Source organism: uncultured Kluyvera sp., assembly GCF_902485085.1.
Taxonomy (GTDB): Bacteria; Pseudomonadota; Gammaproteobacteria; order Enterobacterales; family Enterobacteriaceae; genus Kluyvera; species Kluyvera ascorbata.
Map to the genome: position 1 here is coordinate 1 of NZ_CABTJS010000145.1, position 14571 is coordinate 14571.

15 protein-coding genes are annotated in these 14571 nt (G+C 54.1%); 13 read left to right on the top strand and 2 right to left on the bottom strand.

Translation table 11 applies throughout. The features are described from left to right. The 11 genes from RDN66_RS18070 to RDN66_RS18120 all read left to right on the top strand — a co-directional run. Positions 1–104: IS1 family transposase (locus tag RDN66_RS18070; protein ID WP_000496773.1), on the top strand; the 104-nt coding region annotated here is incomplete at its 5' end. 490 nt (positions 105–594) lie between these two features. Then, complete coding sequence (locus tag RDN66_RS18075; RefSeq protein WP_035893543.1) at positions 595–1167, top strand: fimbrial protein; 573 nt, start codon at positions 595–597, stop codon at positions 1165–1167. Positions 1168–1220: 53 nt separating this feature from the next. Beyond that, a complete protein-coding gene (locus tag RDN66_RS18080; protein ID WP_202215915.1) occupies positions 1221–1766 on the top strand; it encodes a fimbrial protein in 546 nt (181 codons plus the stop codon). A 41-nt stretch (positions 1767–1807) separates the two neighbouring features. Continuing rightward, positions 1808–2524 carry a fimbria/pilus periplasmic chaperone gene (locus RDN66_RS18085; protein WP_202215914.1) on the top strand — a complete coding sequence of 239 codons (717 nt, stop codon included), beginning with the start codon at positions 1808–1810 and terminating at the stop codon, positions 2522–2524. Positions 2525–2548: 24 nt separating this feature from the next. Continuing rightward, positions 2549–5179 carry a fimbrial biogenesis usher protein gene (locus RDN66_RS18090; protein ID WP_308538089.1) on the top strand — a complete coding sequence of 877 codons (2631 nt, stop codon included), beginning with the start codon at positions 2549–2551 and terminating at the stop codon, positions 5177–5179. A 16-nt stretch (positions 5180–5195) separates the two neighbouring features. Continuing rightward, on the top strand, positions 5196–6209 hold the full coding sequence (locus RDN66_RS18095; RefSeq protein WP_308538090.1) for a fimbrial protein: 1014 nt from the start codon (positions 5196–5198) through the stop codon (positions 6207–6209). Positions 6210–6218: 9 nt separating this feature from the next. Beyond that, positions 6219–6755, top strand: a complete 537-nt coding sequence (locus RDN66_RS18100; protein WP_202215911.1) for a fimbrial protein — start codon at positions 6219–6221, stop codon at positions 6753–6755. Between the two features lie 7 nt (positions 6756–6762). Further along, complete coding sequence (locus tag RDN66_RS18105; RefSeq protein ID WP_202215910.1) at positions 6763–7278, top strand: fimbrial protein; 516 nt, start codon at positions 6763–6765, stop codon at positions 7276–7278. Beyond that, entirely contained in the window at positions 7278–7787 is a 510-nt protein-coding gene (locus RDN66_RS18110) for a fimbrial protein (RefSeq protein WP_202215909.1), read from the top strand. The genes RDN66_RS18105 and RDN66_RS18110 overlap by 1 nt, the downstream gene beginning before the upstream one ends. A 14-nt stretch (positions 7788–7801) precedes the next feature. Next, positions 7802–8473 (top strand): molecular chaperone, encoded by a 672-nt coding sequence (locus tag RDN66_RS18115; RefSeq protein WP_202215908.1) that lies wholly within the window; start codon positions 7802–7804, stop codon positions 8471–8473. 4 nt (positions 8474–8477) lie between these two features. Further along, positions 8478–10127: a Wzy polymerase domain-containing protein gene (locus tag RDN66_RS18120; protein ID WP_308538091.1), complete on the top strand. Its 1650-nt coding sequence runs from the start codon at positions 8478–8480 to the stop codon at positions 10125–10127. 41 nt (positions 10128–10168) lie between these two features. Here the strand turns inward: RDN66_RS18120 and RDN66_RS18125 are convergent, their stop codons facing one another. Further along, entirely contained in the window at positions 10169–10855 is a 687-nt protein-coding gene (locus RDN66_RS18125) for a helix-turn-helix domain-containing protein (protein WP_035893557.1), read from the bottom strand. A 241-nt stretch (positions 10856–11096) separates the two neighbouring features. Between RDN66_RS18125 and RDN66_RS18130 the strand changes: the two genes are divergently transcribed. After that, positions 11097–11696 (top strand): hypothetical protein, encoded by a 600-nt coding sequence (locus RDN66_RS18130; RefSeq protein ID WP_202215905.1) that lies wholly within the window; start codon positions 11097–11099, stop codon positions 11694–11696. 187 nt (positions 11697–11883) lie between these two features. Here RDN66_RS18130 and RDN66_RS18135 read toward each other — a convergent pair whose 3' ends face one another. Then, positions 11884–12840, bottom strand: coding sequence for an AraC family transcriptional regulator (locus tag RDN66_RS18135; protein ID WP_202215904.1), 957 nt, complete (start codon positions 12838–12840; stop codon positions 11884–11886). A gap of 115 nt (positions 12841–12955) precedes the next feature. Between RDN66_RS18135 and RDN66_RS18140 the strand changes: the two genes are divergently transcribed. Further along, positions 12956–14152, top strand: a complete 1197-nt coding sequence (locus tag RDN66_RS18140; protein WP_202215903.1) for an MFS transporter — start codon at positions 12956–12958, stop codon at positions 14150–14152. Positions 14153–14571 lie beyond the last annotated feature (419 nt).

Below are 14571 nucleotides of genomic sequence, written 5' to 3' on the forward strand. Positions count from 1 at the left end.
AGCACCTGGCACGGCTGGGACGGAAGTCGCTGTCGTTCTCAAAATCGGTGGAGCTGCATGACAAGGTCATCGGGCATTATCTGAACATAAAACACTATCAGTAAGTTGGAGTCATTACCGACATTTTTATAAATAAAAAGTGCATTTTTATTTACTGTTATTTTGTACCCTTGAGGTTTATTTTGGGGGCATAAAAAATAAATATTATCTACCGCTGAAACGCTATTCCATTTCATTGCATCAATACCACCAAGGTGGTAATGACACGTAAATTTAACAATTTTTGTTTTGTTATTTTCATTTAAAACAAATGGTTATGTTGCATGCTTCGAATGAAGCACCAACGAAGGAAAAAGTAACTGTCCACTATCGGATAAAAACGGCGTTGTAAAACATTAATCGTATTGTGGATAATCTGCGCCGTCGGATGAGGATTATCTGATGACAGAATATTATTTGTAGCGATTGCTGCGAGAAAAATTATCCAACTCAATAATTACTTTGCGGACTATTTAATTTATTAAATGGGAACGTTCCCGTATTTTGTCTTAAACATCAGGGAAATATTAATTTTACAACCCAAAGGCAATGAGAATGAAAAATTTTACGGTTAAAGGACTGACGCTGGCATTAATGATGGTAGGGACGTCTGCAATGGCAATGGGCGGTTCTAGCGATGCAACGGGGCCAACGACCGTGACCGGGGGCTCCGTTCACTTTACCGGCTCGGTGGTTAACGCAGCCTGTGCCGTTTCGCAAGACTCCGTCAACAAAACCGTTGATATGGGTCAGGTTCGTCTGGCGGCTTTCGGTGATCAACCGGTGGCGGGCACGGCGGCAAACCAGAAAACCCCGTTCAGCATCACGCTGACCGACTGCGACACCAGTGTATCTACCGAGGCAACGGTGACCTTTAACGGCGCGGCGGCAGAAGGTAGCGCCGGTGTACTGGACAACATGGCCGGTGCGGGCGGGGCGCAGGGGGTTGGCGTGCAGATTTATGACACCGACGGTACGGCGCTGGATCTGGGCAAGGAGTCTAAAGCCGCCACGCTTATCGACGGTGATAACGTCATGAGCTTCTCTGCGGACTACGTCAGCACCTCCAGTACGCTGACCGCTGGTAACGTCGACGCGACGGCGACCTTTAACGTTACCTACCAGTAACTTTTCAGGAATGGCTTAAGCCACGGACGGCAATTTTGTGAAGAGGAGTAGGGATGAAGCTATCGCAACCGGGTCTGGCGCTGTTGCTGAATGCCCTGATACCGCTCGCCTGGGCGGGTAATCACCATGTGGTGACCGTACCCGGCGGCGACGTGCATTTTACCGGCGCGGTGGTGGAAGCCGCCTGTGCGGTGGATACCAATAGCGAAGCCCAGACGGTGGACATGGGGCAGGTGCGATCCAGCCTGTTTAGCGGCACCGGTACCTGGGGAAACCCGCAGCCGTTCACCATCGTGCTAAAGGACTGTGACATCACCATTAGCCAGCAGGTCGGCGTGGCGTTTAACGGTGTGACCGACGAGAACGATCCAACCGTACTGGCGGTGACCAGCGGCGCAGGCAGCGCGGCTCATGTGGGTATCGGCATCTTTGATAGTAGCGGGAGTGTGATTGTCCCTAATACATCGCCGCAGCTTTTTACCACGCTGAAAGATGACACCAACGTGCTGAACTTTGTCGCCAAATATCGGGCTACTGCGGAAAACGTCTCTCCGGGTGAAGCGGATGCACAAACCTGGTTCACGCTGACTTACATGTAATTATTCCGCCGCGGCGGGCGTATTTTATTAAAAGGTAACTCATGTCTATTTTTTCCAGAACCGGCTTATGGGCGACGGCGCTGACGTTAGCCAGCCTGCCGTTATTCTCGCCGCTTGCCCAGGCTGCCGACTACGGCGGTATTGCGCTGGGTGCCACGCGGGTTATTTATCCTCAGGGCAGCGAGCAAATTTCATTGTCGGTTAATAATACCGACGGCCAGGGCGTCTTTTTAATTCAGTCGTGGGTGGAAAACGCCGATAGCAAAAAGAGCAGCGATTTTGTGGTGACGCCGCCGCTGTTTGTGATTAAACCGAAAAAAGAAAATACCCTGCGGGTGATGTATATCGGCCAGGATGCGTCATTGCCCAAAGACCGCGAAAGCCTGTACTGGATGAACGTCAAAGCCATTCCGGCAGCCACGAAGGAATCGCAAAATAAAAATACGCTGCAAATTGCCGTCCTGAACCGCATCAAGCTGTTTGTCCGCCCGAAAGGCTTAAATATGCCGCCTGCCGACGCGCCTGCGAAGCTGCGTTTTCATCAGACCGGTTCACAGCTGACGATAAAAAATCCCACGCCATATTACGTGACGCTCGTCGAGCTTACCGAAGGCAGCGCAGCGCTTCCCGCCACGATGGTTCCGCCATTAGGGCAGAGCAGCCTCGTTGTGCCGTCAACGGCGCACGGTGATATCAGCTTCCAGACGGTGAATGATTACGGCGCGAATACGCCTAAACAGCATGCGGTGATGGACTAATTCGTGGGACAGGTCGGCGAAATAATGACACATCGCATTCGTTATGCCACGCGGTCCATTGCGCGAATTTTGCGCAGCCGACAGTATGGCTACACCTTTATTTTGCCGGCGGCGCTAGGCGCTATTCCCTATACGGCGTGTGCGGATAGCTATTTTAACCCCGCGTTTCTTTCCGGTGATAATTCAGCGGTGGCGGACCTGTCGCGTTTTGAAAATAGCAATGGACAGGCCCCGGGGAAATATCGGGTTGATATTTATATCAACCAGCAGTTTATTTCCAGCGAAGATGTCGACTTTAAAGCGGATAAAAAAAGCCAGGACGATACCGGGCTGTCGCCGTGTTTTACCCTTACGCGTCTCGAAGCGATGGGGCTTAACCAGAACGCCTTCCCGGCGCTAAAAACGCTTGCGGCGGACCAGTGCGTGCCATTTGACGCCATTCCGGACGGCAGCACGCGTTTTGATTTTGAACACCAGAAGCTGGATGTCAGCATCCCGCAGGCCGGGATGAAGCAGAGCGCGCGCGGTTATATTCCGCCTGAACAGTGGGATCAGGGAATCAACGCGATGACCCTGAACTATGACTTTTCCGGCAGTAACAGCGGCGGGACCAGCAGCCAGGACAGTTACTACCTGAACCTGCAAAGTGGTCTGAACCTTGGCGCCTGGCGTTTGCGCGACTATTCGACCTGGAACTACAGCCACGGCGAGGGGGATTCGCAGAATGAATGGGAGCATATCAGCACCTACGCCGAGCGAACCATTATTCCTTTAAAAGCCGAGTTGACGCTCGGCGAAAGCTATACGCCGTCAGACGTGTTTGATTCGCTCGGCTTTCGCGGCGCGCAGATAGTCTCTGACGACAATATGCTGCCCGACAGCCTGAAAGGCTTTGCGCCGACCGTGCGCGGTATTGCCCGTAGCAACGCCAAAGTGACCATTAAGCAGAACGGCTACGTCATTTACCAGACCTACGTGTCACCGGGGGCGTTTGCCATTAACGATCTTTATCCCACTTCATCAAGCGGTGATTTACAGGTGACGGTTCAGGAGACAGACGGTAGCGAAAACAGCTACACGGTGCCGTATTCGGCGGTGCCGTTGCTCCAGCGTGAAGGGCGCGTGAAATATGCGCTGACCGCCGGGAAATACCGCAGCAGCAACGATCAGCAGGATGAGGTCAACTTTACCCAGGGGACAATCATCTGGGGGTTGCCAAAGGGCTTCACCGCCTATGGCGGCAGCCAGGTATCGTCTGACTACCGGGCGTTTGCCTTGGGTGTCGGGCTCAATATGGGCGATTTTGGCGCGGTCTCGACGGATATCACACAGGCCAACAGTACGCTGGTGGACGGCAGCCAGCACGAAGGGCAATCCGTACGTTTTCTGTACGCCAAGGCGTTGAACTCGCTCGGCACCAACTTCCAACTGCTGGGCTATCGCTATTCGACGCAGGGCTTTTATACCCTTGATGAAACCACCTATCAGCATATGGACGGCTATACCGGTGACGACGGTTTTCAGGATGATGACCATGACGGCAAGCAGGATAAGCCCGACTGGACCGATTTTTACAATCTCTACTACACCAGGAAAGGCAAGGTACAGATCAACATTTCGCAGTCGGTAGGCGATAACGGATCGCTTTTTGTCACCGGCTCGGAACAAAGCTACTGGCATACCGATGACACCGACCGGCTTATCCAGGTGGGTTACAACGGTAGCTGGAATGACATTTCCTACGGCTTGAGCTGGAACTATGACCGAACGCCTGGGGAGAGCGAGGCCGACCAGGTTTATGCCTTTAACGTGTCGCTACCTATTGGCGAATGGCTATCCGGGCGCGGAAACGCCGATGTGTACCACGCGGCAAATACCCTGAATGCGTCGTACAACATGAGTACCGACCGTCACGGTAAAACCTCACAGACGGCGGGCGTCAACGGCACGCTGCTTGCTGAAAACAACCTGAGCTACAACGTGCAGGAGAGCTACGGCAACCATGGAACCGGCGACAGCGGTAACGCCAGCCTTAGCTATCAGGGCACCTACGGCAACCTGAAGGCCGGCTACAACTACAGCGACGGGTATCACCAACGTAACTACGGTATGAGCGGCGGCGTGGTGGTGCATCGCAACGGCGTCACCCTCAGCCAACCGCTGGGCGATACCAATATTCTGGTGAAAGCGCCGGGTGCCGCGGGTATTGCTCTGGAAAACACCACCGGCATTAAAACCGACTGGCGAGGTTATGCGGTAGTGCCTTACGCCACCACCTATCGGCAGAACCGCGTGGCGTTGGACACGAATTCAATGGGGCAAAACGTCGACATCGATGACGCGGTGGTGAACGTGGTACCCACGCAGGGCGCGATGGTGCGTGCAGAGTTTAATGCCCACATCGGCGCGCGCGTGCTAATGACGCTTAACCACAGCCATAAACCGGTGCCGTTTGGTTCGACGGTCACGGTGAACGATAGCCAGCAGAGCAGCCTGGTGGGGGATGACGGGCAGGTCTATCTCTCCGGTTTACCGCAGTCTGGCACCCTGACGGTGCAGTGGGGGCAGGGTGATGATAAGCGCTGCTCCGTGGCCTGGCAGCTCTCAGCCGAGCAGATGGACACCTTTAATCGACTTGCTGAAACCTGCCATTAACGATGTGGAAACGGTCATGAAAACGATAAAAAATATTCTGTTCTTTTTTCTGTTGATGGGTGCGGCCAGTACGGCATTTGCCGACTCATCTGACAGCTGTACCAATGCCTCTGGGTCTACGCAAAACGAAAATTTCGACGTCACCACGTCGCTGACGGCGGATACCAACGTGGCGGGGAAAACCACTCAGGTGGTTCGTTCTGGCGATATTAATATGCACGCGATCTGCCCGAAGGTGAGTTCTAACAAGAACAACTATACCTACCGCTCCTACGTTTCGAATTACCCCGTGGTCGAAACCTCTGGCAACTGGAAATACCTGTCACTCAACGATTATCTCGAAGGGGCGCTGCGGGTGACTGACGCGGTTGCCGGGGATATTTACGCACCGGCGAACTACGCCAAAATGGGCCAGGACAGCTGCGTTTCCAAGGGCTGCAATTTCCCCGTCTCGGATTCGGACATCACGTTGCAGATAAAAATCGCCAAGCCTTTTGTTGGTAACGTGACGATTCCCCAGACGCGGCTGTTTAACGTCTATATCAACCGTAACAATACATCGTCGTTCGGCACGCCGGTTTATACCATCTCGTTTAGTGGCTCGATTACCGTACCGCAAAGCTGCGAGGTAAATAGCAATCAGGTTATCACCATCGACTTTGGCACGATCTCCTCCGGCAACTTTAAAACCAAAGGGCAAAAGCCCTCAGGTTTCACCCCGGTCAGCAAACAGGTGCCGGTGAAGTGTTCGGGGGGCGTGAGCGAAATGGCGAGCCTGAGTTTCCGTTTCCAGGGGCAGGCTGACGTCAACGAACCAACGGCGATTGCCAGCGACAACAGCGATATCGCCGTGCAGTTCACCGATATTCTCGGCAACGTGATTACCCCTAACACCGGCACTATCCCGTTCCAGCTTGAAAACTACACCGCGACGGTGCCGTTTACCGTCTTTCCTATCAGCGCTACCGGTAAAAAGCCGCAGCAGGGGGTATTCCATGCTCAGGCCTACATCGTGGTCGACTTTAACTGAGGCACAAGGATGAGCGGAAAACAGATATACTGGCTGGCGGCAGGATGGGCGCTTTGCATGACAACCTGCCATGCCTCGGATAACGGCGTGGAAATTGATATGAGCGGCACCGTCGTGGCGGCAACCTGTGATGTTGATACGGCGGACACGGCACAAACCATTTTTATCGGCAATTTCAGCAGCAACGCGTTTCATGCGGTGGGGGATGTCTCATCAACGGCGGACCTGCTGATTCGGCTGAATAACTGCAGCAGCGGTATCGCCGGAGCCTCGGTGATGTTTAGCGGTTCGCCGGATAATGACAACAGCAAGCTGCTTGCGCTATCCGACACCGCGGGTAAAGGCGGAATGGCCTCCGGCGTCGGCGTGGAGATCCTAGACGGCAATAAAAAAAGCGTGCCCATCAACACCGCAAGCGACAGCCAGACGCTACAGGAAGGTGACGACAACGTGCTGACCTTCTTCCTGCGCTATCAGGCAACGAAGATCCCGGTCACCGCCGGTAACGCCTCGTCGGTGATGTATTTCGATGTGACCTACCAGTGAGTGGACGATGAAAGCCTTTGTCTTTTTTTTGATGAGTACGCTGAGCCTGGCGGCAATGGCCCATGACGGCACGGTCAACATTACCGGGTCAATTTATGCCAGCAGCTGCGACGTGGACAGTAACAGCCAGACTAAAAATATCCGCATCGGTGATTTTGCTGCCAACAGCTTTAGCAGCGTAGGTGACGTTCAGGGTAAAGCGTTGTTAAGCATTACCCTGAATAACTGCACGGCGGAAATCGCCGGTGGGGCCATTACCTTCAGCGGCGATGCCGACACCGATAACACCACGCTATTGGCGCTGAGCGATACCAGCGGCGGCGGCAATATGGCGAGCGGCGTGGGGGTAGAGGTGCTGGATAAAGATGGCGGGCAGATTCCGCTCAATAGCCAGAGCAAGCCTTTTGCGCTGAGTGAAGGGGATAATACGTTGACCTTTTACCTGCGCTATATGGCGACGAAAATCCCGGTGACCGCCGGTAACGCGTCGTCGGTCATGTACTTTGACCTGAGTTATCAGTAATGAAAGCTAACCTCATGTTTCTCCTGCTGGCCTGTGCTGGCGCGCAGGCTCACGACGGCACCGTTAACGTCAGCGGCACGATTCAGGACAATACCTGCATCGTGGCGCCTTCTTCCCAGGCGCAAACCGTGCCGCTGGGCGACATTTCCGCGAAACAGTTTGCCACTCAGGGTAGCGGCTCGCAGCCGGTGGTCTTTGTCATCGACCTGCAAAAGTGCGGTGCGGCCGCTACGGGCGTGGATTTTACCTTTAGCGGCACGGCGGATAGCGAAGATAAAACTCTACTGGCTGTCGACAGCGGCAGCGACGCGGCACAGGGGATTGGTATCGAACTGCAAAATGCGGATCACACTCGTCTGCCGCTGAATCAGGCCTCCGCGCGCTATGCGCTGGACCCGACGCTCACCGACAATCAGTTTACTTTTTACGCCCGCTATATTGCGACGGCGAACAGCGTGACCAGCGGTACGGCGAAGGCGACCGCGACGTTTACGCTGACCTGGCAATAGCGAGGGACTCTGTGATGAAAAAGGCCGTTTTTGCGCTGCTGGCTTGCTGCTTTGCGGCCCATGCGGGCGTCACCGTTGACGGTACCCGTTTTATTTTTGATGCCGACAAACCGAGTATTACGTTTACGGTGAATAACACTGCGCAACAACGTTATCTGGTTCTATCAAAAGTGCTGAATGCGCAGGGCCAGGCCGGTAATGACGTACCGTTTATGACTACGCCGCCCCTGTTTCCACTGCTGCCAGGCCATAGCAATATTGTGCGCATTATGCGCATCGGCGGCGACCTGCCAGCCGACCGGGAAAGTCTGTTCTGGCTGAGCGTGGCCAGCATTCCAGAAACGCAGGGAAAGCAACCACCAAACTCGTTGCAGGTGGCTATTCGTAGCCGGATGAAGCTTTTCTATCGCCCGGCAGGTCTGAAAGGGCGCGAAGAGGAAGCCTATCGCCAGCTGGTCTGGAAAAAGCAGGGGCGTCAGATTCAGATAAATAATCCAACGCCTTATTACGTCACGCTGTTTAATCTGCGGGTGAACGGCAGCGCGGTTGAAAATGCCGGGATGGTTGCGCCGTTCGCGACCGCCGCTAAAAGCGAATGTCCGGCGTCGGGCGCCTGCGTAGTGAAGTGGCAAACTATCAATGATTATGGGCGCGTCATGCCCGAACTGACGCAGACCTTGAGGTAAGGCGATGGAGAACCAAAACAGGGACGTTACCGATTCGATTTCCACCATGTTAGTGGTCATGCTGGCCGTGATTTACCTCGGCGTGATGCATCTGGTGATACCCAATATGGGTGGTACCGGCAGCGAACTGCCGACCTCGCTGTGGGTCTGGTTTTGCCTACTGGTTATGCTCGGCTGCGGTTGGTCATCGTTGATTCGCACTACGGTAATTCTGGCACCGGGTACCCGGTGGATAATGTTCGGGGCGCTGTTGATGACCGTACCGATGGCCTGGAGTCCAGGTGCTGATTGGCGGCTTGAGGCACTGCCGCGCTTCGCCGGGCTGTGGGGAGGCGTGCTTCTACTGTTACTGATGACAAACTGCCGCTTTAGCCTTCGTCAGCGGCAGATAGTGCTATATCTGGTGGCGCTAGCCGGGCTGATACAAGCGGTCTACAGCCTGCTGGGGCTGCATCTTCCCGTCATACTTCCGCAGTTTGAACAACAGGTACTGGCGGCGTCACCGGGAAATATCAGCGTGTTTCAGCAGCGAAACGTGGCGGGTTCTTTTCTGGCCTGTGGCGCAGCGGTGTGGCTATACAACATGGGCTCCCCATTTTTTCGCTGTCAGAATCCGCGCCTGGAGGCCTGGCATATGGCGCTGGCCAGCGCGGCGATTGTGGTGATGTTCTGCGCATTAACCGAGATCCAATCCCGCATTGGTTGGCTTAGCGCGCTTGGCGTATATGGCGGAATGGCCTGTCTCTATTGGCGTAGAAATCCAGGCTGGCGACGGGTTGCGCTGCTGGGGCTGCCGCTGGTCGGGGTCTATGTCGGCGCGCTGATGATGCCCATCTCCCTTGCCGATGCGCTGGCGCGGCATCAAGGCTCCACGCTGCAGCGGCTGATGATTTTGCACGAAACCGTTCGCATGATTGCACAGCATCCGCTGTCCGGTTGGGGATATGGTAGCTATGTCTGGCACTTTAGCCACTTTATTGCCGACCGCGCGGTGCCGATTGACAACGGCATACGCGTCATCCCCCATCCGCATAATGAAATCCTCTACTGGTGGGTGGAAGGGGGGATTATCGCGCTGCTGGGGCTGGTGATGATGGCGTGGGCAGGCGGGGTGATATTTCTACGGCGAGCCACCCGCTCAAGGCTGTCGCTGCTGTGCTGCTTGCTCCCTTTATTGCTCCATACCCAAGTGGAATACCCGTTTTATCAATCGACCGCGCACTGGCTGACCTTTATTTTATTGCTGAGTTTTGCCAGCTCGGAGCACAACGCTGCGCGTGCACTGACGTTTTCCCGGCTCCCCTGGTTTTCTGCGCTGATATTGGGCGGAGTTTGTCTGTGGGCGTTTGCGGTTTTAGCGGCGCTGCGCCAGCAGGACGTTTTAACCCATTTTGAGCAGCAGCCCGACAGCTATTACCGCGAGGTGTTAGCGCTACATGAGACAGGGTTAGGTATCGAGCGGTTAAAGAAAGATCGTGCACAGGCATTGATTGTGGAATATCAACATTCCGGCAACCAGCAGACGTTATTGGCATTCACCGCCCAGGCGGGAAATTGGCTAAATATCTGGGTTGATGACGACATGTACGATAATCTGATCAATATTAATTTATTTTTGGGTAACACGTTTGCCGGCCAAACGTTAAAATCTTAAGCGCAACGGATATTTAGCGAAGAACGTCGTTTCCAATAATATCAGAACGCGACAGGTAATTTATCCATAGCAATCAGTACGCCTGATTTCATTTCGATATAATTTCCTTTTTTTAACTCAGCAAGAACATCCATGATTCGGCTGCGCGAAATTCGGGTGCGGCGTTGAATAAATGACGAAACCTTGATTTGCAGGCGTATATCCTCAGGATACAGCCATAATTCCATGAGCAGTGAACGAATTTTACTGTAGGCATCGTTGCCCACCAGTTCGCTGTCACGGGCGCTCATTACCATCACGCGCTGTGCCAGAATCCGGGCAATATCATGCCATAAATTAAATTCATCACACTTCTCAACAAAGAGATCCAGCGGAATAATCCATCCGGTACATTCTGTTTCTGCACGAATATAGTGTTGTGGGCGCGCCTGAACATCGTAATATAGGCTGTAACCGTCGATGAGTCCCACGACGGTAGGCGCGAACACGGTCGCCATATGCAAATCAACCTGTGCGTGACTCACGGAAAAGCATCCGGTGGTCACCAATAGAATAAACGCTGTTTCCCTGTCGTTACTGAGCAACATTTTAGTGCCGGCATTCAGGGTAAATGCCGTGCCGAAAGGTGCCAGTACTTTATGTAAATCCATTATTGCCTTGAGCGGCTTAGTTTGTTGGCTAAACTCGAAGGCGTGCAATGGACGAGGTAAATCATCTGATTGCGACATGCATTATTTCTCTGTGAGTAATATGAAAGGAGTATAGCATGCCGAAATTGGATTATATAGCTGATGTTAATGATTGTTTTTGATTTGTTTTATCGAATAAGACTAATCCTTTAATAGAGTCCGAAATCGTTATTTTTAGATGCAGGGGAACAGTCCAATAATGGACGGTAACAGCTGTTGTAATAATATTTCGTGCTGGTTAGTATTTTGCAGTGAAAAAGACCAGTGAGAGTGGTGTGAAATGGAGGTTATCAGTTATAGTGATAATATATTTCTTAATTATGGTGTTAAGGAAATATTAAGGTTTTCTTCTTCAGAACCGCATCAGTATAAAATCAACAATGCGCCGATAGATTCTATTATCATCCTCAATGACCTGGATATTCGTCAGACGATTGATGCCCTGAAAGCGGAAAGCGCTCGGTTTTTGTACCAGCACGTTATGGTACTCACGGAGACCGTTTCACCGCTGATTGTTGGCTATTTATTGCGCAAGTGCCGCGGGCTGGTGGTTTATAGTATTAAAAACAACGTGAGCCACGTGCTGATAGATGTGCAGAGTCGGGAACCTCGCAAGGAAATAGAACAGGCGCACTATTTTTCGTTGTCAGATAATGAACTCTTTATTCTGCTGTCGCTCAGCATGGGAATGAGGCCAGAGCTATTAACCCGTATTACAGGGCGCTCGGAAAAAAGAGTCAGCGCCATCAAGCGCGATGCAATGAATCAACTCAATATCAAAAATAGCCATATTTTTTACGATGTGATTAAGGCGATTTTCATTCCGCAGGGGGGCGCTGCCCCGTGTAAAAAGCGCCAAATGAGGTGTGAAAAAGCCTGACTGCACCGACATTCGCTGTGAAGTGCAACCAGCACAGCCAGAAAAAGAGTACGCCATTCACGGTAGATTCTTTCTGGCTTATGGTGCGGTTATGTTGTTCATGTCCTTGCGGGCCATAACCTGGTCATAGGCAAAGTATGGCGCTTGTCCTGCCTGCATCACCATGACCTACCTGTAGGCGAGAAGACTATACCTCCTCGGGGACAGGCAGCGCTTCGCGTAATGTCCCAGGCGAGTGGCCAACCACCCGCTTGAACGCCCGGCTAAAGGCGGCGACTGAACCGTATCCCAGACGAAGGGCAACGGTTTCAATCGTTTGCTGTTCCTGACCGATATACTGGATAGCAAGCCGCATCCGCAGCTCGCCGAGGTATTTCGCCGGAGTGGTGCCGGTTGCGGAAAGAAAACGTTCGGCAAATACGGATCGCGACGTTCCCGCCTCTTTGGCAAGATCGGCGACGCTCCAGTTAGCGCCCGGCTGCTGGTGCATGGCGTAAATCGCCCGGCTCAGACGCGGGTCGCGCAGTACCTGAATCCAGCCGGTTGCTTTCCCACAGCCGCTCTCGACCCAGCCACGCACAATCAGCGCGGCCACTACGTCCGCCAGACGCGCTAAAATCCCGGCAAAACCGACCTGACGGCCCAATGATTCGCGTTCCATCGCGGAAAGCAGCGCCTGTATTTCAGGTCGCGATGACATCAGGCTGCTCACCATCATCACTTCCGGCATCGCTTTGATAAGCGGCTGCATCCCGCCCAGTTCAAAATTCATACAGCCGGTAAAGATAATCACGTTTTCGCCGTCCGGGCAGGTCTGACAGTGAATATCGTAGACCTCACTGCAGATAGGCTCGCTGGGAAAATCGGTAATGGGCGTGACCGCGGCGGCGTCATCAGAGAGCAGGGCATGGCCCTCACCGTTGGGAATAAACACCGCGTCACCGCTGTTCAGGGTAAAGCGCTCGCCGCTCTGCATGCGTAAAATCGCCGGCCCACGGCTGACAAAATGAAACTGCGCTTTTCCAGGTACATCACCGAACGACACGCCAAATGGTGCACTGGCTTCAAAGCGGCGATAGTTGACGCCGGAGAGACGCATGCCGCGCAGCAGTTCGCTAATCATATCAGGGGCATTCAGGGCCATTTTCGCAACTCCGGACGAATTATCAAAAAATGAAGATTATCCATCATAGATCGTCCTGACGTAACTTTCTATGCTTTGCGACACACATCACAATTTTATAACCGGAGATTAACCGATGAATTCATACGTCGCAGAAAGCGAGTCGTCCGCCCCTGCCAAACCTGCCTGGCGCGCCGTGTGGTCACTGGGCCTTGGGGTATTTGGGCTGATTACCGCCGAGTTTTTACCTGCCAGCCTGCTCACGCCGATGGCCTCAAGCCTGGGTGTTACCGAGGGGGTTGCCGGGCAGACGGTGACCGCCACGGCGCTGGTCGCGCTGGTGACCGGCTTGCTGATTACCTCGGCGACCAAAAGCATCGACCGCCGTTGGGTGCTGATGTTCTTCACGTTCTTGCAGATTATCTCCAGCCTGTTGGTGGCCTTTGCGCCGTCGTTGCAGGTGCTATTGATGGGACGATTGCTGCTTGGGGTGGCGATCGGTGGTTTCTGGGCGATGTCGACGGCGACCGCCATGCGCCTGGTACCCGCGCGCGATGTGCCGAAGGCGCTGTCGATAATCTTTGCCGGTGTCTCTATCGCCACCGTTGTTGCCGCGCCGCTGGGGAGTTTTCTCGGCAGCCTGATTGGCTGGCGTAACGTGTTTATCCTCTGCGTGGTGCCGGGTGTGCTGGCATTGCTGTGGCAACTGTGGGTGCTGCCGTCGATGCGTCCGGAAAACGGCGGTAGCCTGCGTACGTTGCTGCACGTGCTGCGTCGTCCGGGAATGATTGGCGGGCTGCTGGCCACCATCTTTATCTTCAGCGGCCACTTTGCGTTCTTCACCTACCTGCGTCCATTCCTGGAAACGGTAGGCCGCGCCAGCGTAGAGACGATTTCGCTTATCCTGCTGGGCTTTGGTCTGGCTAACTTTGTCGGCACCTCGATTGCCGGGCATCTGCTGGCACGTAACCTGCGTCTGACGTTGGCGCTGGTACCATTTGGCATGGGCGTGCTGGCGCTGCTGATGGTGGCGTTTGGGCATCTGGCACTGCTGGATGGGCTGCTGGTGACGCTGTGGGGCTTTGCCTTTGGGCTGGTGCCGGTCGGTTGGTCAACCTGGCTTGCGACGACCGTACCCGACGAAGCGGAGAGTGCTGGTGGGCTGATGGTGGCCTCTATCCAGTTGGCTATTAGTGCAGGGGCCGCGGGTGGCGGGCTGGTGTTCGATCTTAATGGTGCTAGCGGTGTGTTTACCGTGAGCGGGGTGCTGTTGGTGGCGGCGATGGTGATGGTGTTTGCGGGGGTGAGGGTGAAGCCGGCGGCTGCTGAGTAGGGCTTTTCTTTGAGCTGATTGCTGTGCGTACGATTGTGGGCGGTTATCAGGTAAGGGGGGATCTATTTGGGTTTATCACTCCGTTGCGCTCTCTTTCAGTGCTAGCCATATAAATGGTTCCGGCGCAGAGAGCGCGCAGGGGGAGGCCAATCGCCGCCGCCCCCTGCACCCCCGGGCTCTGGCGGCAAAATCGCCACTTCGTGGTTCCCTCAGCTTATTCCCTCCGGCTTCGGGTCGGGCGTGAGTTCACATCCATGTGAACCGCGCCCTCAGCCCACATCCCTGTGGGCTGACCCGGCCTACGGGAAACGCTTCGGCGATTTAGACGCCACCAAAAACCGTGCGGTCTTTTAGTTAACAGCAAAAACCAATGTGACTGGAACGGCGTAGTCCCCGCTGGAAATCGGCGAGCCGTAGCA